The sequence below is a fragment of the Streptomyces sp. NPDC022552 genome (assembly GCF_055561875.1).
The window spans coordinates 95,209-112,196 of record NZ_JBVHGJ010000003.1; the positions used below are offsets into that span (position 1 = coordinate 95,209).

The window sequence follows — 16,988 nt, forward strand, 5'->3', positions numbered from 1 at the left end:
ATGTCTCTTTCGTCTCCTTGGGATGGGGTCCTGCGCGGTGGGTGCGCCCGCGGCGTCGGCTCCGCGGGTGCGCCGGGGTTCAGGGGGTCTGGTGCCGGTCCGGCCTGATCAGGGGGCGGGGGCCGGAGCCTGGGCGTGGGCCGAGGCCCGGGAGAGGGTGGCGGTGGCGTGGGCGAGGAGGCCGAGCGCCGCGCCGCCGCAGACGAGGGCGGGTACGGCTCCGGGGCCCCAGGTGTCGACGAGGGCGCGGACGGGGGCGGCGAGGAGGTCGGCGCCGGGGATCCGGCCCGCGAGGACGCTCGCGAGGGCGAGGGCCTCGGCGGCGCAGGCGGCGGCGAGGCCGCTCGCGGCGGTCTCGGGGAAGCCGTGGACGGTGAGGAGCCGGGCGAGCAGGAGCAGGGTGCCGAGGGCGAGGGCGCCGGGGGCGAACCCCGTCAGGGTCAGCAGGCCGGCGAGGGCGGCGAGATGGAGCGCGACGGTGGCGAGGAGCACCGGGCGCGTGCCGGCGGCGAAGTCCTCCAGGCCACGGCTGGCGGCGAGCCTGCGGCGGGCCCTGGTGGCGAAGAGCCGGGCGCACCAGGCGGCGGGGGCGACGGCGAGGGCGAGGCCGAGGAGGGGGGCGGGGGTGACGGGCCAGGCTCCGTCGGGTCCGCCCGTGAGGGTCGCCTGGAGGAGACCGTCCCCGCCGAGCGCGTACGCGAGGAGCCAGAGGGTCCAGACGCGGGCGGCGGGGACGGTGCGGCCGGCGGCGCGCAGGGGGCCGCGCCGTACGGCGACGGCGAGCGCGGCGGCCAGGCCGAGGGCCCCGGCCGCGCCGACGGCGAGGCGCACGGGCCCTTCTGTGAGCGCGAGTCCGGTGACGGTGAGGGCGGTGACGGCGCCGGGCGCCAGGGCGGCCAGGGTCCACCCGGCCCACCCGGCGTGCGCCTCGCCCTCCGGCGCGGGGCGCGCGGGCGCCCCGGTTCCACGCGGCACGCGCGCGTACAGCTCTTCGGCGAGCGAGAAGACGTCCCGGTGCCGGAACCGGGCGGCGGTCCGGTCGGTGACGCCGTGCGCTTCGAGCCCGGCGGCGATCTCCAGCGGGTCGACGGCCCGCTCGCACAGCTCCCGGTGCCGGTGCATGAGCGCCTTGACGGGGTCGGCGGGGCCCCGCCGGGCGGGCTTCGGCGGGCCGTCGCCGACCGCATCGGGAGCCACGGCGCCCGGGCCCGGAGCGGCCTCCGGGGCGCCGTCCCGCGGGTGCGCGGCAACCGTGGCCTCCGGGGGCGTGGCGCCCCGGGCGTCGAACGCCTCCGGCGCGGGAGCGGTGGGCGGGTCGCCCTGCGGGCGGACGTCCTCGGTGCGCGGGCCAGGGACGGCACCGGGCTGCGGGTCGGGGGTCCGGCGCGCGCCCCCTGGCGACCGGAGGTCGAGGCCCTCACCGCCCGACAGGGGCGCCGCGGGGGGCGTGGTTCCGGGGGCGAGCGCCTCCGGACGCCACGCCCCGGCGCCGGGGTCGGGGCGGCAGGTCGCCCCCGAACCCGACCCCGTTCCCGTGGCCGTGCCCGTTCCCGTGGCCACCGTGGCGGAGCCCTCGTGTCCCGCGTCGGTCCCGTGTCCCAGGGGGGCCGGCCTCTCGGGGGCTTCGGTGGCCGTGACGGAGACCGTCACGGCCACCGTCAGGGCCTTCGTCTCGAGGAGCGCCTCGGAGCGGGAGTCCCAGGGGCCGGGGGTCGTGGGGGCGGCGGGGCCGCGCATGGGGGTGCCTCCTTCAGGCATCGGGGTCTCCCGATCCGCTGGTCGCGCTCACGGGCTGGTCCGCCCAGGTGCCCGGGACGTACGCCTCGGCCGGGTTCGCGAAGGGGATGCCGTCCGCGGCGCGGCGGCGCACCGGCGAGTGGGAGAGAAGTTCGAGGTAGATGCCGCGGAACGCGGCCAGGTTCTGCTCGACGGTGAAGAGTTCGAGCGCGCGGGCCCGTGCCGCCGCCCCCAGCCGGTACCGGCGCTCGGGGTCGCGCAACAGCGCCAGGCACGCGTCCGCGAGCGCCCGCGGATTGCGCGGGGGCACGACGAGTCCCGTGCCGCCGATGACCTCGACGACCGCGCCGACGTCCGTCGAGACCGTCGCCCGCGCGCAGAACATCGCCTCGACCAGGCTGATCGGGAACCCCTCCACGACGCTGGAGAGGACGACGACCGCCCCCGCCGCGTACGCCTCGGCGAGCGTCGGCGCCTCCGGCCCGCCGATCTCCTCGAAGGAGACCGGGTTCTCGCCGACGGCGTGCGCCCCCGGCGCCTCGTCGGGGAAGAGCTGGGCGGCGAGCGCCTTGCAGTGGGCGACGTACGCGTCGGCCCCGGGCTCGCGCACGGGCGCGGCGATGATCCGCAGCCGTACGTCCGGCTGGGCCTTGCGCACCTCCGCGAATGCGTGCAGCAGGGCGATCAGGTCCTTGGCGGGTTCCACCCTGCCGACCCAGACGAGGGTCGCCGGGTCACCGCTCTCCTCGTCCTCGCCGACCTCGGTGAACCGCTCGATCTCCATGCCCGGGTAGACCGTGCGCAGCTTGGCGCGGTCGGCCCCGCACCGTTCCTGCCAGCGCCGGGCGTGCGTGTTGCCGGGGGTGAGGAGCGCGGCCTGCCGGTAGACCTCGCCGGCCAGCCGGCCCTGGAAGGCGGCGAGCAGCGCACGGACGGGAGCGGACCGGGGCGCCTCGGTGGCGGCGAGGTAGTGCGCGCGCAGCTGGACGCCGTACTCGGTGACCAGCAGCGGAGTGCCGAAGAAGCGTTTGGCCAACAGGCCGGGCAGGGCCGCGGAGCCGCCGGACGCGGCGTGGCAGAGGTCGACGGCGCCGAGGCCGTCCTCGCCGTACCAGTCGAGCGACAGCGGGCGCAGGGCACGCTCCAGCTGGTCGACGGTGTCGAGGTAGTCGGGCACGGTGGCGTCGGCCACGCCCCGGCGTGCGCCGGGCGCACGGCAGGCGGACTCCAGGGTGCGGACGGCGAGTTCGGAGCGCAGGGCCGCGTAGAGGCCGCCGCGCTCGCAGGCGAGTTCGGCCAGTCCGTAGAGTCCGTCGGCGAAGCAGCGCGCGGCGGTCGTGTCGTCCTCGGCGCAGACGCCGGTCACGAGCGCGCCGAAGTGCTCGGCGAAGCGGCGCCGTTCGCGCCGCCCGTAGGTGTGGCCGTCGTCCTCGGGGGCCCAGAGCGAGGCCGTGCGGACGCGCCGGACCTGCGGGGGGAGGTCGACCCAGCCGCTCTCCTCCTGCCGGGCGCTGCGGCTGAGGGCGTACACGTCGAACTCGTGCGGCACGAGCCCGCGCACGAGCCGGTCGCACCAGAGCCTGGACTCACCCGTGGCGTACGGGTAACCACCCTCCGTAAGCAGTCCGATCCGCATGAGTACACCCCCGATCTCGCTTGACTCCCGGCCACCGTGGTCCGGCGACTCGCAGCGGGAAGAACGTAAGCGGATGTACCGGTGGCGCGACGGACGGTTGTCCGTCGCGCCACCGGAAGGGGTGAATACACGTAACTTTCACACCCCGGTCGCGTTCCGTCGCGCTACGGGGCGTTTCGATCACACGGAGTCATGCTGCGGCCAGCTCCTGGCGGCGCCGGACGGCGTCGCCCGCGGAGCCTCCCGGGGACTCCTCAACTCCCGGGATGCACCCAGGGGTTGGGGCGGCACTTGATGCCCTCGACGTCCAGGGACTTGGTCTGCTGCTGCATCACGGGCGCGAGGGAGCCGGGCGTGCGGCAGCTGACGTGGCCGTGACCGAGCCGGTGTCCGACCTCGTGGTTGATGAGCATCTGGCGATAGGCGAACATCGCCTTCGCGCCGAAGGTGTCCGACCCCTGCGCCCAGCGGAACGCGTTGATCATCACGCGGGAGGTGGACGCGGAGTCGCAGGACACGTTGTCGACGGTGGTGTCCAGATCGGACTTCGCGCACCAGACACCGGTGGTGCCGGGGCTGGCGAGCGTGATCACGAACTCCGGGTCCCCGCTGGAGATCCGCTCGAAGGTCATGGCGCCCTTGCCGGCCCAGCTGCGCTCGTCGTTCAGGGTCTTCTGCACGGCCTCGGCGAAGAGCTTCGGGTCGAGCCCGAGCCCCTTCTCCACGTCGACCCGGTACCGGATCTTGCGCCCCTTGCCCGGCGCCTTCTCGAAGCCGCCCACGGCCTCGAACTCGCCCGAGCCCTTCAACTTGGGGTCGATGGGGAACTGACGGGCCATCAACTGCTCGTACGTGGGCGGCTTGGCGGGTGCGGCGGGCGCCGCCTTCGGGGGCGCGGGCCGTTGGTCGGAGCGCGACGCACCGCCCTTGTCGACGGCCCGGTCCGTGGGCCCCTCCGCCGAGCGGGCGACGGCGGTTCCGGAGCCCTGGTCGGTGACCTGCCCGGCCACGACGACGGCGAGGACCGTGGTGACGGCTGCGGCGGCGATGCCGGTCAACGCCCGGCCCATGCCGCCCGTCTTGGCCGGCGGCTCCTCGGGAAGCTCCTCCGGAACGTCGTCGGGGAGGGTCTCGGGGTCGCGCTCCCGACGCGGGGCAGGGATGAAGGGGGTGCGCCCGGTGGTCTCGGTGGCCCGGGCCTCGTCCGGCGCGTTCCCGCGGATGCCCGGCCGGTCGCCGTAGCGCTCGGGCGGCCGGGGGGCCGTGTCGGCGTGTTCGGGGTGCCCGCCCCGTACGGCCGTGTCGACGGGGGCGGTGTAGACCGGGGTGCCGTGCATCGGCGTGTCCCAGACGGGACGGCCGCCGCCCTGACCGCGCGGGCCGGGCTGCGGCGCCCCGTACGCGCCGGGTCGCTGCCCGTAGGTGCTGGGCCCTTGTCCGTAGGTGCTCGGCGCCGCCCCGTACGGGCCGGATCCCTGCCCGTATCCGGACGAACCCTGCCCGTACGTATTCGGGCCCGGCCCATGGCCGCCCTGGGTGTTGCCGGTCTGCTGTCCGCGGGCCCCCTGGGCGTACGGATCCGAGGGGTGCGTGCCCCGTCGCGGCTCCTGGTACCGCTCCTGGGGGCCCGTGTCCTCGCCGCCCTGTGCGCGCCTTCGGCGTCCCGTCCCCTGACCCGCGGCTTCCCGCCGCCCCGGATCCGCGGGAGGAGCGGGCGCGGGTCCCTTCCTACTATGTCGTCCCACGCCCCGGATCAGCTCCCGCCACTGTCGCCGCTGTTGCCTGTGTCGCCGCTGTCGCCGCGCTTCTCTGCGTTCTCTACGCGGTCGTCGCTCTGTTCGTTCAGTTCGATCAGTTCCCGTACGGCCTGCGCGACCGTCTCGGGGTACTCCATCATGGCGACGTGCCCGGCGTCCGGGAGGGTCAGGAGGCGCGAACCGCGGAACGCGGCGGCCGCCCTGCGCGCCATCCGGTACGAGACGAGCTGGTCACGGCCGCCGTAGATGAGCAGCGTCGGCGCCAGCACCCGTTCGGCCTGCCGCCAGAGACCGTGTTGACCGCCGAGCGTGTACGCGTCGACGATGCCGCGCGAGGAGCGGGCCATCACGTCCCAGAAGTACGGGAGCTCCAGGCGCCGCTCCATCTCCTCCACGGCGTGCCGGAAGCCCTCGTCCGAGACCCGGCCGGGGTCGCCGTAACAGAGGGCGAGTATCCCGCGGACCCGCTGCTCCGGCGTCCAGCCCCTGGTCAGCTTCGCGAAGAGAGGGGCGACGCCCGGCATGGCCAGGATCACGGTCGGCCAGGCGGTGCGCTGGGCGCGCAGCTCGGGCAGGGCCGGCGAGACGAGGGTGAGGGTGCGGACCAGGTCGGGGCGGACGGCGGCGACCCGGGTGGAGACGGCTCCGCCGAGCGAGTTGCCGATCAGATGGACCGGGCCGCGGCCGGAGGCGTCGAGGAACCGGATGATGGCCCGGGCGTGTCCGGTGACCGAGTAGTTGCCGTCGTCGGGCGGCGGGGAGTCGCCGAAGCCGGGCAGGTCGACGGCCTCGCCGTCGACGAGGTCGGCGAGCAGCGGCATCAGCGCCGACCAGTTCTGGGACGAGCCGCCCAGGCCGTGGACGTAGAGCGCGGGCGCGAGTCCCGGCCGATCGCCGGGGCGCGCGCGGACGGTGAGCGTGAGCCCGGGCAGTGTCACGGAGCGCAGCTTCTCGCCGTCGGCGACCCGTACGGCGCGGGTCCGCGACGAGGACGGTGCGGCGGCGGTCCGGGTCTCCGGCAGCTCGGTCGACGACATGGCCGCAATATTACGAGACGATCACGCGGGGGCGTGTGTGTGTGGCGTCACAGGTTCGGGTGCGCCGCGCGGAGTGTGCTCCTACGCTCATAGAGAGGGCCATCGGAGAGGACCCGCATGCTGGAAGGAATCCGCATGACTGTCGATCCGAACGAGCCGGACACATTCGCCGAGGAAGAGGACGACGTGCTCGACGAGGAAATCCCTGAGGCCGACGCGGCCGAGCAGCGCGCGGAAGTGCAGCAGCGCGAGGACGAGCGGCACACCCATGTCGAACGGGACTCCGCGAACGAGGCGGACTCGTCCGAACAGGCACGTGTCGTCGCGCTCGACGAGGACGACTACCGCTGATTCGTTCGGTTTAATGTTGGATCGCCTATCGCCCTCGACGTCCGGTCCGTGAAATTCTGCGTCCGCACCGCGCACAGCCGGGTTACCCAAAAGTACGATGGCGGGCGCGGCGCCACACAGCGCATGGATCGATTTTTGGGAGGCGGCGTGACAGCCATCGAGCAGACAGAGGCAGCACGCCCTCGGGGCACGCGCCTGCCGCGCCGAGCCCGACGGAACCAGCTCCTCGGGGCGGCCCAGGAGGTGTTCGTCGCCCAGGGGTACCACTCCGCAGCGATGGATGACATCGCGGAGCGCGCGGGTGTCAGCAAGCCGGTGCTCTACCAGCACTTCCCGGGGAAGCTCGAGCTCTACCTGGCCCTGCTCGACCAGCACTGCGAGTCGCTGCTCCAGGCCGTGCGCACGGCGCTGGCGTCGACGACGGACAACAAGCTCCGGGTCGAGGCCACGATGGACGCGTACTTCGCGTACGTGGAGGACGAGGGCGGCGCGTTCCGGCTCGTCTTCGAGTCCGACCTGACCAACGAGCCGGCCGTGCGCGAGCGCGTGGACCGGGTCAGCCTGCAGTGCGCCGAGGCGATCTCCGACGTGATCGCCGAGGACACCGACCTGTCCAAGGACGAGTCCATGCTGCTCGCCGTGGGCCTGGGCGGTGTGTCGCAGGTCGTCGCTCGCTACTGGCTCTCCAGCGAGTCGGCCATCCCGCGCGACAAGGCGGTGGCGCTGCTGACCTCGCTGGCGTGGCGCGGTATCGCCGGCTTCCCGCTGCACCCGACGGACGGCCAGCCGCTCAACGACGGCCGCTGAGCCCGCGTGTTCGCTCCTGGCGTTCCGCCGGTGCGCCGTACGGATCGCCTCACCGGGCTAATGTGTGCAGCGTACGGCGCGGGAGACGCGCAACGCTGACCGTTCGGAGGGACATAGCCGTGGAGGTCAAGATCGGCGTGCAGCACGCACCCCGGGAGATCGTTCTGGAGAGCGGGCAGTCCGCCGAGGAGGTCGAGAGCGCGGTGGCCGACGCGCTGGCCGGCAAGGCGCAGCTGCTCAGCCTCACGGACGAGAAGGGCCGCAAGGTCCTGATCCCGGCCGACAAGATCGCGTACGTGGAGATCGGCGAGCCGGCGGTGCGCCGCGTGGGCTTCGGCGCGCTCTGAGACGTACGGAGCACAGGAGAAGGGCCCGGCGGATTCGATCCGCCGGGCCCTTCGTCCGTCCGGGTGGGCTCCGGGTCCGGCGCGGTGCGCGGATGCGGGCCGAAGGTGCAGGTGAGGCGGGCGAGGAGGATTGCGTCGGAGTCGGCCCGGGTAGGACCGCCTACGACCGAATGTCCCGCCCCGCACCGCACGCGAGGTGATCCCGTGTTCCTGGAAGCCCTCGGCTCCGCCCTGCTCGGACTCGCCCTGGCCTGGGCGGCCGTGCACCGGCTGCCCGACCGCCTCCCCGCACGAGGGGTCGTTCTCACCACGGGCACGCTCGGCGCCGTCTTCGGCGCCCTGGTGACCCATGGCGCGCTCGGCCCGGGCCACGCCCTGGCGACGCTCATCGGGGCCGTGGCGATCGCGACGGTCCTGCTCTCGCTGCTGATCCGCCCGGCCACGCGCCGTCTGCGCCGATCAGCGGCGGCGTGAACAGCGCCCACCCGCCACGTACCGGAGCCTCCACGGAACACACGTCGGCGGCCCCGCGGCCTGAACCGCGGGGCCGCCGACGCGCTTGTCCGGTGGTGACGCCACCGGTCGTGTCGTGACCGACCGGCCGTGGCGTGACGGACCGGTCGTGGCGTGACGGACCGGTCGTGGCGTGACCGGTGGCGGGGTTACGCCGCCAGGCCCAGCGCGGCCATACGCTTCGTGTGCGCCTCGGTGATCCGGGAGAACATCCGGCCGACCTCGGCCAGGTCGAAGCCGGCGGCCATGCTGTCGACTCCGCCGACGAGCATCGTGGAGAGGGCGTCGCGCTCGGCGACGACCCGCTGGGCCTGCGAGAGCGCCTCGCCCATCAGCCGGCGCGCCCACAGTGCGAGCCGACCGCCGACGCGCGGGTCCGCCTCGATCGCGGCGCGCACCTTCTCGACGGCGAAGTTGCCGTGGCCGGTGTCGTCGAGGACCGACAGCACGAGCCGCCGCGTGTCGGAGTCGAGCCGGGCCGCGACCTCCCGGTAGAAGTCGCTCGCGATCGAGTCACCGACATAGGCCTTGACCAGGCCCTCCAGCCAGTCCGACGGCGCGGTCTGACGGTGGAAGTCGTCCAGGGCCTTGGCGAACGGCTCCATCGCCGCCGTCGGCTCCGCGTCGACGGCGGCGAGCCGGTCGCGCAGCTGCTCGAAGTGGTGGAACTCGGCGGAGGCCATCTTCGCCAGCTCCGCCTTGTCCGCGAGGGTCGGCGCGAGCTTGGCGTCCTCGGCGAGCCGTTCGAAGGCGGCGAGCTCGCCGTAGGCCAGCGCGCCGAGCAGGTCGACGACCGCGGCGCGGTACTGCGGCTCGGCGGAAGCGGTGGCCCAGTCCTGGGCTGCGATCCCGGTGAGCCCTTCGGCGGTCTCTTCCGTGGTCGCTTCCGCGTTCTCTTCGGCGGGCGTGGCGTTGTCAGGCGTCTCCATGAAGCGCACAATAGCCCGCTCCCCGGCGCGCTCAAGGCGCTGGTCAGTCACTGTGACCGCGCCCTCATCATCAATTCTCCCAACACACATGCGCGAATCCGGGGTACAGTGGTAAAGCGCCTGCTGAGTATGCGGACAAGTTTTCGCACGTTCGGACGTACTCGGTGGGCCGACTCATGAATGAGGATGCCCGGTCGGTGGCCCGACTGGCTCCGACCCGACAGCCCTCCCCGCGCACCCGCAGGAGGGTCCCTCAAGCGGCACGACGCTCGAGCGACGGCAGTGGTCCCGCGCCACCCGACTGTGATCCTTTCCTCGATCCGGTCGGAAGCGAATCGGCACGGTACGACCCCCAGCGTTCGCCTCGCGCCGCGTCTCACAGAAGAGGCAGCACCCTGACTACGACTTTCCGAGAGCTCGGGATCCTTCCCGAGACGGCCGAGGCGCTCGAAGCCGTCGGCATCGTGACCCCCTTCCCCATCCAGGAGATGACCCTTCCGGTCGCCCTCTCCGGCACCGACGTCATCGGCCAGGCCAAGACCGGCACGGGCAAGACCCTCGGTTTCGGCCTGCCGCTCCTGGAGCGCGTCACCGTCCCCGCGGACGTCGAGGCCGGCCGGGCCAAGCCCGAGCAGCTGACCGACGCCCCGCAGGCCCTGGTCGTCGTCCCCACGCGCGAGCTGTGCACCCAGGTGACCAACGACCTGCTGACCGCCGGCAAGGTCCGTAACGTCCGCGTGCTCGCCATCTACGGCGGCCGGGCGTACGAGCCCCAGGTCGAGGCGCTCAAGAAGGGCGTCGACGTCATCGTCGGCACCCCGGGCCGCCTGCTCGACCTGGCGGGCCAGCGCAAGCTGGACCTGTCCCACGTCAAGGCCCTCGTCCTCGACGAGGCCGACGAGATGCTCGACCTGGGCTTCCTGCCCGACGTCGAGAAGATCATGAACATGCTTCCGGCGAAGCGCCAGACCATGCTGTTCTCGGCCACCATGCCGGGCGCGGTCATCGGTCTCGCCCGCCGCTACATGTCGCAGCCGACGCACATCCGCGCCACCTCGCCCGACGGCGAGGGCGTGACCGTCGCCAACATCAAGCAGCACGTCTTCCGTGCGCACTCGATGGACAAGCCGGAGATGGTCTCCCGCATCCTGCAGGCCAACGGCCGCGGACTCGCGATGATCTTCTGCCGTACGAAGCGCACGGCGGCCGACATCGCCGAGCAGCTGCAGCGTCGCGGCTTCGCCTCCGGCGCGGTCCACGGCGACCTCGGCCAGGGCGCGCGTGAGCAGGCGCTGCGCGCCTTCCGCAACGGCAAGGTCGACGTGCTCGTCTGCACCGACGTCGCCGCGCGCGGCATCGACGTCGAGGGCGTCACCCACGTCATCAACTACCAGTCGCCCGAGGACGAGAAGACGTTCCTCCACCGCGTGGGCCGCACCGGCCGCGCGGGCAACAAGGGCACGGCCGTCACCCTGGTCGACTGGGACGACATCCCTCGCTGGCAGCTGATCAACAAGGCGCTCGGGCTGGACTTCCACGAGCCGGTCGAGACGTACTCCAGCTCCCCGCACCTGTACGAGGAGCTGGACATCCCGGCGGGCACCAAGGGCGTCCTGCCCCGCGCCGAGCGGACCCGTGCGGGTCTGGGCGCGGAGGAGCTGGAGGACCTGGGCGAGCCCGGCGGACGCGGTGGCCGTGGTGGCCGTGGCGCCAAGCAGGCCGCCCCGGTGGCCGAGGAGCGTCCGGCCCGTACGCGCGCCCCGCGCCAGCGTCGCCGTACCCGCGGTGGCTCCACGCTCGACGAGACGGTCGAGACGACAACGACGAGCACGGCGACCGAGGCCCCGGCCGCCGTCGCCGCCGCGGTGACCGAGGACGCGGCGGCCGAGCCGCGCACCCCTCGCCGCCGTCGTCGCACCCGTGCCACGGCCGGTGCGGTCGCGTCCCACGCGTCCGCGCCCGTCGCCCCGGCCGCTGCCGTCGCCCCGGTCGTGGAGGCTCCCGCCCCCGCCGCCGCGGCTCCGGTCTCCGTGGTCGCGCAGGCCAAGCCGGTGGACGAAGCCCCGAACGCGGCCCCGCGCCGCCGTCGTACGCGCATCGTGAAGCCCGAGGCCGAGACGGTCACCTTCCAGACCGTGGAGACCGCGGCCGCCGCCCTCGCGGCGGCGAAGCCGGCCGCCAAGGTCGCCGAGCCGGTGACCGAGACCGTCGAGGAGCCCAAGAAGGCCCCCCGCCGCCGCACGGCGAAGAAGGCCGTCGCGGCCGAGGTCGTCGAGGTCGTCGAGGCGGCCCCCGCCATCGCCGAGGTCGTCGAGGAGCCGAAGAAGGCCCCCCGTCGCCGTACGGCCAAGAAGGCCGTCGCCGCCGAGGCCGTCGAGACCCCCGCGGTCGAGACCCCGGCCGTCGAGCCCGCCGTCGAGGAGGCCCCCAAGGCCCCGCGCCGCCGGACGGCCAAGAAGGCCGTCGCCGCCGAGGCCCCGGACGCGTCCGAGCCGAAGACGGCACCCCGCCGCCGTACGGTGAAGAAGGCAGCCGCCGCTCCGGCGGAGGCCACCGTCGCCACCGAGACCGCCGAGGCCCCCAAGGCCCCCCGCCGTCGCACGACGAAGAAGGCCGCGGCCGCGCAGCCCGAGGGCTGACGCGCCGTCGCACCTTCCGCAGTGGCCCGGTCCCTCCCCAGGGACCGGGCCACTGTGCCGTCCGGCCGCCGCTGAACAGCGGTTACAGTCCCTCTATGAGCAAGCCCCGGTCCCTGGCGCTGCCACCCCGCACCCGTGCCTACCGGCTGGAGACCACGCGCGGCGGCTTCGCCGTCCTGGACACCGCACCCGACGGCGAGACCCGCGGCACGGTGCTGCTGCTGCCCGGGTACACCGGCAGCAAGGAGGACTTCCTCGCGCTGCTAGGCCCCCTCGGCTCGGACGGCTTCCGCGCCGTGGCCGTCGACGGTCGCGGCCAGCACGAGACCCCCGGGCCCCGCGGGCGCCACGCCTACAGCCGCCGTGCCCTCGCCCTCGACGTGGTGGCGCAGGCCGCCGCGCTCGGCGACGGACCGGTGCATCTGCTCGGCCACTCCTTCGGCGGACTGGTGGCCCGGGCCGCGGCGGAGCTCGCGCCCGCCGCGTTCCGCTCGCTGACCCTGCTCTCCTCGGGACCCGGCCGGGTCGCCCGCCCGCAGCGGATCAGGGTCCGGGCGCTGCGCGGTGCGCTCGCCCTGCTGCCCAAGGAGCGGGTCTGGCTGGCGACGCGCTGGCTGGACAGCCGCGGCGAGGAGCCGGAGAGCGCCGACCCGCCGGAGATCGTGCGGTTCCTGCGGCGGCGCTGGATGGCCACCCGGATCGCCCAACTGGCGGGCGCGGGACGGCTGTTGCTGCGCGACCCGGACGGTACGGCACGGCTCGCCGCGCTGACGCTGCCGGTGCACATCGCGTACGGCGCGGAGGAGATGGTCTGGCCGGTGCCGCATCTGGCCGCGGCGGCGACGAACGTGGGCGCGCACCACACGGTGCTCGAGGGCGCGGGCCACTCCCCCAATGTCTCGCATCCGGAGGAGCTGGCGGCGCGCCTGGCGGCGTTCTGGGACCACGTGGACGCGAGGGCGGGAGCCGCCGACGAACGCGCCGGCGGCTAGTACGGCTGTCGGTACCGCGGCTAGAACTGCGCCTGGAGGTGCTGCCAGAAGCCGTCGCGCAGCGCTCTGCGCAGGGCCGCGTGCCCGCGCAGCGAGCGGCTGAGGAGCTTCTCCGCCTCGATGAGCAGGTCCTGGTCGACGGGTCCCGGCAGGTACGGGTGTCCGGGCAGCAGCTCGGCCATCGCGTCGCCGCCGCGTTCGGCGAGCCAGACCGCGGCGATCTGGGCGCCGACGAAGCGGACCTCTTCGCGGGAGGGCGGCGGCTCACCCTCGTTCTCGTACGTCGTGACGGGGCGTCGGGTGACGTACGGGCGGCAGAAGTCGAGGTCGAAGGTGCGGCGGCTGTCGACCTCCCAGAGCAGCGGCTCGGCCTGGTTGCGCCCTTCGGCGGCCTCGATGCCCCAGAGGTGGACGCGGGCCCCGTAGCCCTGGGCGGCCTCGACGGCCGGGACGAGGTCCTCGTCGCCGCCGACGAGCGCGGCATCGCTGATGGCGCGGTGCCGGGCGAGGGACTCCAGGTCGGAGCGGATGAGGGAGTCGACGCCCTTCTGCTGGTTGTTGGAGTTGAGGTTGCCGAGCCGGACCTTGACGTCGGGGAGTTCGGCGATGGTCTGCTGCTCGGGGGTGTGGATCCGGCGCCGGGCGCCGTCGTACCAGTAGACGCGCAGCAGCCGGCTGTCCGCGAAGATCGTGCGGGCCTTGTCGATGAAGGCCTCGATGAGTCCCTCGGCGTCGAGGTCGAAGGAGCGCCGGTCCTCGGTGCCCGCCACAAGCAACCCCGCCGCAGCATAGACGTAACCGGCGTCGACGAAGATGGCATGGGTCGAGGGGGTCTTCGCCACTTCGGCCAGCATCCGCCGGAGGAGCTCATTGGTGTGCTCCAGGCGGTCGCGCAGGTCGTGGACGGGGTCGCGGGGCGGCGTGGGAGAAAGCTCTGCGTCGTTCATACGCGGCTCATTCTCCGCCGCTCGGGCGGTTCCCGCCAACGTCCCCTACGACTTAGTAGTTAGCCATCCAAAAAATTTCCTTAGCGTAGGGAATGTTTGCAGGATGCATCCCGTTGGACATGTCGTAACACGTACCACAGTTCTCCAACAGGAGGATCAACTCCAGACGAAGGGAGAAGCCCATGCGCTTCGAAATCCTGCGACTCGACGACATCGACGGCACGCCCGTCGACCGGACCGTCGTGGACGCCGCCTCCGTCAACCGGATCGTGCAGCAGGCCGCTTCGATCGGCCAGCGCATCTGGATCCGCCCGGCCGAGACCTCGGCCTCATAACAGGCACCGCTCAGACGCACCGCGCCCCCGCACGGACTCCGTGAACACCGGAATCCGTACGGGGGCGCAGTGGCGTGCGGGGGCTGCGGGTCAGGCGCCCTGGATGACCTGGGTGACGCCGTTGATGATCTGCTGCACGGCGATGGCGGAGAGCATCATGCCGGCGAGCCGGGTCACGAGCACGACGCCGCCGTCCTTGATGACACGGATGATCAGCAGCGAGTAGCGCATGGTCAGCCAGAGGACGACGTGCATGGCGACGATCGCGGCCCAGACGGAGACCTGCGCGCCGACACCGTCGGCGTGCTGCACGGCGAGGATCACCGACACGATCGCACCGGGCCCGGCGAGGAGCGGCATGCCGAGGGGGACGAGGGCGACGTTGACGTCCTTGGTCTGCTTGGGCTCGTCGGTCTTGCCGGTGAGGAGGTCGAGCGCGATGAGCAGGAGGAGCAGACCGCCGGCGATCATCAGGGCGGGTACGGAGACGTGGAGATAGGCGAGGATCTGCTGCCCGAGGATCCCGAAGACGGTGATGACACCGAAGGCCACGGCAACGGCCTGCCAGGCCATGCGCCGCTGCACCTTGGCGGGGCGGCCGGAGGTGAGGCCGAGGAAGATCGGGGTGATCCCGGGCGGATCCATGATCACGAACAGGGTCAGAAACAGCGAGCCGAATACGGCGACGTCGAACACGGTGTGCCTTGCGTGGTGGGGTGTACGAGTGGGTGGTCGGGGGGGGCGCCCCGGTGGGCGTGGGGCGGCGACGGACCGGGCCCTGCGGGGATCCGGGCCCGACGGGGATCCGGGCCCGGCGGGCCCCGATCCCTGCCGGGATCGGAATTTTGTGGAGGCCTGATCCCTGCGGAGGCCTGGCCCTGCGGACTCGGATCCCTGCCGGGGCCGGGTCTCTGGCGGAGGCCTGGTCCCTGCGGAGAACGGGCCCTGCGGGTCCGGATCCCCTCCGGGAGTCGGAATCCTGCGGAGCCCGGCCCTGCCGGCCGGGTCAGGCCCTGTCGGGGCTGGGTTCCGGCGGGGTGGGTCCGGCGCCGGTCGTCGGGCGTCCCGGCGAGGGCCTTGGGACCGGAACCGACCGGGCGGACTCGGCTCGGCGCGAGCCGGACCCGAGTCGGGGCACCGCCACCGTCGGAGGCTTTCCGGCAGGGGCTGCCGGCGGCCGTGCGGAACGGACCCGGCCCGGCCTCGCGAGAGGCCTTCAGCGGGCTCGCCGGGAGGGTCGTGAGCGACCGAGGGGCCCAGTGCGCCCGGTACGGGCTAGGGGCGTCCGCCTGTGCCGGGCACCGGGAAGGCGCCCGTGGCGCGGCGGGTGATCTCGCCGTAGATCTCGGGGTCCGTCACGTGCTCACCGAGGCGGCACGTCTTCCGGCTGCCGTGGTAGTCGCTGGACCCCGTGGTCAGCAGCCCGAGCTCCTTGGCCAGCCCTCGCAGCCGCGCCCGCGTCGCCTCGTCGTGGTCCATGTGGTCCACCTCGATGCCGTCGAGGCCCGCCTCCGCGAGACGCGCGATCGCGGACTCCGGGACGACCTCGCCCCGCTTGACCGCCGCCGGGTGCGCGAAGACCGTGACACCGCCGGCCGCCTTGACCAGACGGATCGCCTCGAACGGGTCGATCTCGTGCTTCCGCACGTACGCCCGCCCCCCGTCCGCCAGCCATTCCTGCGTGAACGCCCCGGACACGTCCCGTACGACGCCGAGTTCGACCAGCGCCTCCGCGACGTGCGGGCGGCCGACCGAGCCGTCCCCCGCGATGCGGGCGACCTGCTCCCAGGTGACCGGGACGCCGAGCTCCTGGAGCTTGCCGACCATCGCCCGCGCGCGCGGCACCCGGTCGTCCCGGACCAGCTCGCGCTCGGCGGCCAGCTCCGGCTCCCCGGGGTCGAAGAGGTACCCGAGCATGTGCAGACCGACCCCGTCCACACGGCAGGACAGCTCCATGCCGGTGACGAGCGTCAGCCCCTCGGGCAGCGCCGCGATCGCGTCCGCGTACCCGCGCGTGGTGTCGTGGTCCGTGAGGGCGACGACGTCCAGTCCGGCCGCCGCCGCGTTGCGGACCAGCTCCGCCGGGGTGTCCGTACCGTCCGACGCCGTGGAGTGGGTGTGCAGGTCGATGCGCACGACGCGTTGCTCCAGGGCTCAGGGACGGACGAAGGGGACGCTCCAGCATAACGGGCGCATCCGACCTCACCCGCCCGGCCTCGGCCCCCTGGAACCCCTGGAACTCCTGGATCCCCAAACCCCCTGTCCCCGGCTACGACAGCAGACGCGGCGTCAGCGCCCCGCACGGCAGCAGTTCCACTTCCGCGCCCGCGTCCCGCAGGTCCGTCAGCACCAGCTCGTCGTACATCAGCAGTCCCGACTGTTCCGGCCACACGATCGCCCACAGCCACAGGCCACGCGCCTCACCCGCGAAGACCGCCCGGTCCTGCGGGGTCCCGTTCACGTGCCAGAGCGGTGTCGGTCGCCCCGCGGCGAGCACCTTGGTCTGGGCGGGCTTGTCGATGGCCATCCCGGGACCGGGGTCGGGCCCGTCGATCCCCGCGTACCGCGCTCCGAGTCCGACGCCCAGCTCCTCCGCCACGAGCAGCAGCTCGCCGATCCCGCCCAACGGCCCGGGTCCCGAGCAGGCGACGGCGGTCGCGCGTCCGCCACTGCGATCGTCACCGGCGTACGCGACCCCGGTGAAGAGCCAGCCGACGGGTAGAGGCCACGGCATCCAGACCGGCACCTGTGCCCGGTGCACCACCACACCGAGGGCCTCGACGCTGGGCGGGATCACGGGCTGCAGCGGGTGCACCGAACCATGCACGTCGCACTGCCAAGAATCGGCAAAAAGACCGGGCGCCCTGACCCGGCCACCGCACTTCGGGCAACTGGGTTCGCCCCTCATAGAGCCCAACGGTCCTACCCCTCCGCGCCCGCGTCAAGGACGATCACCCGTCC

Annotated in this window: 16 protein-coding genes; 7 read left to right on the top strand and 9 right to left on the bottom strand. The window is 73.5% G+C overall.

Going from position 1 to position 16,988, the window contains the following annotated elements:
- Nucleotides 1–108 precede the first annotated feature (108 nt).
- The 4 genes from ACZ3OF_RS10175 to ACZ3OF_RS10190 form a co-directional block, all read right to left on the bottom strand.
- A complete protein-coding gene (locus tag ACZ3OF_RS10175) occupies nucleotides 109–1,737 on the bottom strand; it encodes a hypothetical protein (protein ID WP_467303957.1) in 1,629 nt (542 codons plus the stop codon).
- A 13-nt stretch (nucleotides 1,738–1,750) separates the two neighbouring features.
- Nucleotides 1,751–3,373, bottom strand: coding sequence for a DUF3492 domain-containing protein (locus ACZ3OF_RS10180; protein ID WP_361668552.1), 1,623 nt, complete (start codon nucleotides 3,371–3,373; stop codon nucleotides 1,751–1,753).
- A gap of 254 nt (nucleotides 3,374–3,627) precedes the next feature.
- Entirely contained in the window at nucleotides 3,628–4,710 is a 1,083-nt protein-coding gene (locus tag ACZ3OF_RS10185) for a DUF3152 domain-containing protein (RefSeq protein ID WP_467303960.1), read from the bottom strand.
- Between the two features lie 416 nt (nucleotides 4,711–5,126).
- Entirely contained in the window at nucleotides 5,127–6,167 is a 1,041-nt protein-coding gene (locus ACZ3OF_RS10190) for an alpha/beta fold hydrolase (RefSeq protein WP_467303962.1), read from the bottom strand.
- A 135-nt stretch (nucleotides 6,168–6,302) separates the two neighbouring features.
- On the opposite strand from ACZ3OF_RS10190, the gene ACZ3OF_RS10195 reads away from it, so the two are divergent.
- The 4 genes from ACZ3OF_RS10195 (at nucleotide 6,303) to ACZ3OF_RS10210 (ending at nucleotide 8,146) form a co-directional block, all read left to right on the top strand.
- Nucleotides 6,303–6,518: a hypothetical protein gene (locus ACZ3OF_RS10195; protein ID WP_361668545.1), complete on the top strand. Its 216-nt coding sequence runs from the start codon at nucleotides 6,303–6,305 to the stop codon at nucleotides 6,516–6,518.
- A gap of 147 nt (nucleotides 6,519–6,665) precedes the next feature.
- Nucleotides 6,666–7,325, top strand: coding sequence for a TetR/AcrR family transcriptional regulator (locus ACZ3OF_RS10200; protein WP_361609768.1), 660 nt, complete (start codon nucleotides 6,666–6,668; stop codon nucleotides 7,323–7,325).
- A gap of 119 nt (nucleotides 7,326–7,444) precedes the next feature.
- Nucleotides 7,445–7,672: a DUF3107 domain-containing protein gene (locus tag ACZ3OF_RS10205; protein WP_352193002.1), complete on the top strand. Its 228-nt coding sequence runs from the start codon at nucleotides 7,445–7,447 to the stop codon at nucleotides 7,670–7,672.
- A 204-nt stretch (nucleotides 7,673–7,876) separates the two neighbouring features.
- Nucleotides 7,877–8,146: a hypothetical protein gene (locus tag ACZ3OF_RS10210; RefSeq protein ID WP_361436357.1), complete on the top strand. Its 270-nt coding sequence runs from the start codon at nucleotides 7,877–7,879 to the stop codon at nucleotides 8,144–8,146.
- A gap of 188 nt (nucleotides 8,147–8,334) precedes the next feature.
- Here the strand turns inward: ACZ3OF_RS10210 and ACZ3OF_RS10215 are convergent, their stop codons facing one another.
- Entirely contained in the window at nucleotides 8,335–9,114 is a 780-nt protein-coding gene (locus ACZ3OF_RS10215) for a ferritin-like fold-containing protein (protein WP_361668542.1), read from the bottom strand.
- Between the two features lie 488 nt (nucleotides 9,115–9,602).
- On the opposite strand from ACZ3OF_RS10215, the gene ACZ3OF_RS10220 reads away from it, so the two are divergent.
- Together ACZ3OF_RS10220 and ACZ3OF_RS10225 are read left to right on the top strand one after the other, a co-directional pair.
- Entirely contained in the window at nucleotides 9,603–11,753 is a 2,151-nt protein-coding gene (locus ACZ3OF_RS10220; protein WP_467304438.1) for a DEAD/DEAH box helicase, read from the top strand.
- Nucleotides 11,754–11,848: 95 nt separating this feature from the next.
- Nucleotides 11,849–12,745 carry an alpha/beta fold hydrolase gene (locus tag ACZ3OF_RS10225; protein WP_467303968.1) on the top strand — a complete coding sequence of 299 codons (897 nt, stop codon included), beginning with the start codon at nucleotides 11,849–11,851 and terminating at the stop codon, nucleotides 12,743–12,745.
- A 20-nt stretch (nucleotides 12,746–12,765) separates the two neighbouring features.
- On the opposite strand, the gene ACZ3OF_RS10230 is transcribed toward ACZ3OF_RS10225, so the two are convergent.
- A complete protein-coding gene (locus ACZ3OF_RS10230; protein ID WP_361436349.1) occupies nucleotides 12,766–13,692 on the bottom strand; it encodes an NYN domain-containing protein in 927 nt (308 codons plus the stop codon).
- Nucleotides 13,693–13,874: 182 nt separating this feature from the next.
- On the opposite strand from ACZ3OF_RS10230, the gene ACZ3OF_RS10235 reads away from it, so the two are divergent.
- Nucleotides 13,875–14,027, top strand: coding sequence for a hypothetical protein (locus tag ACZ3OF_RS10235; RefSeq protein ID WP_086024648.1), 153 nt, complete (start codon nucleotides 13,875–13,877; stop codon nucleotides 14,025–14,027).
- A gap of 90 nt (nucleotides 14,028–14,117) precedes the next feature.
- Here the strand turns inward: ACZ3OF_RS10235 and ACZ3OF_RS10240 are convergent, their stop codons facing one another.
- From ACZ3OF_RS10240 to ACZ3OF_RS10250, 3 genes are all read right to left on the bottom strand, one after another.
- Entirely contained in the window at nucleotides 14,118–14,723 is a 606-nt protein-coding gene (locus ACZ3OF_RS10240; RefSeq protein WP_361436347.1) for a MarC family protein, read from the bottom strand.
- Nucleotides 14,724–15,302: 579 nt separating this feature from the next.
- Nucleotides 15,303–16,163, bottom strand: a complete 861-nt coding sequence (locus ACZ3OF_RS10245) for a PHP domain-containing protein (protein WP_361668536.1) — start codon at nucleotides 16,161–16,163, stop codon at nucleotides 15,303–15,305.
- A 133-nt stretch (nucleotides 16,164–16,296) separates the two neighbouring features.
- Nucleotides 16,297–16,935, bottom strand: coding sequence for a DUF6758 family protein (locus ACZ3OF_RS10250; protein WP_361668534.1), 639 nt, complete (start codon nucleotides 16,933–16,935; stop codon nucleotides 16,297–16,299).
- Nucleotides 16,936–16,988 lie beyond the last annotated feature (53 nt).

Coding starts and splice junctions, on each gene's coding strand:
- ACZ3OF_RS10175 (WP_467303957.1), bottom strand. CDS start 1,737: ATGCGCGGCCCCGCCGCCCCCACGACCCCCGGCCCCTGGGACTCCCGC.
- ACZ3OF_RS10180 (WP_361668552.1), bottom strand. CDS start 3,373: ATGCGGATCGGACTGCTTACGGAGGGTGGTTACCCGTACGCCACGGGT.
- ACZ3OF_RS10185 (WP_467303960.1), bottom strand. CDS start 4,710: ATGCACGGCACCCCGGTCTACACCGCCCCCGTCGACACGGCCGTACGG.
- ACZ3OF_RS10190 (WP_467303962.1), bottom strand. CDS start 6,167: ATGTCGTCGACCGAGCTGCCGGAGACCCGGACCGCCGCCGCACCGTCC.
- ACZ3OF_RS10195 (WP_361668545.1), top strand. CDS start 6,303: ATGACTGTCGATCCGAACGAGCCGGACACATTCGCCGAGGAAGAGGAC.
- ACZ3OF_RS10215 (WP_361668542.1), bottom strand. CDS start 9,114: ATGGAGACGCCTGACAACGCCACGCCCGCCGAAGAGAACGCGGAAGCG.
- ACZ3OF_RS10220 (WP_467304438.1), top strand. CDS start 9,603: ATGACCCTTCCGGTCGCCCTCTCCGGCACCGACGTCATCGGCCAGGCC.
- ACZ3OF_RS10225 (WP_467303968.1), top strand. CDS start 11,849: ATGAGCAAGCCCCGGTCCCTGGCGCTGCCACCCCGCACCCGTGCCTAC.
- ACZ3OF_RS10230 (WP_361436349.1), bottom strand. CDS start 13,692: ATGAACGACGCAGAGCTTTCTCCCACGCCGCCCCGCGACCCCGTCCAC.
- ACZ3OF_RS10235 (WP_086024648.1), top strand. CDS start 13,875: ATGCGCTTCGAAATCCTGCGACTCGACGACATCGACGGCACGCCCGTC.
- ACZ3OF_RS10250 (WP_361668534.1), bottom strand. CDS start 16,935: ATGAGGGGCGAACCCAGTTGCCCGAAGTGCGGTGGCCGGGTCAGGGCG.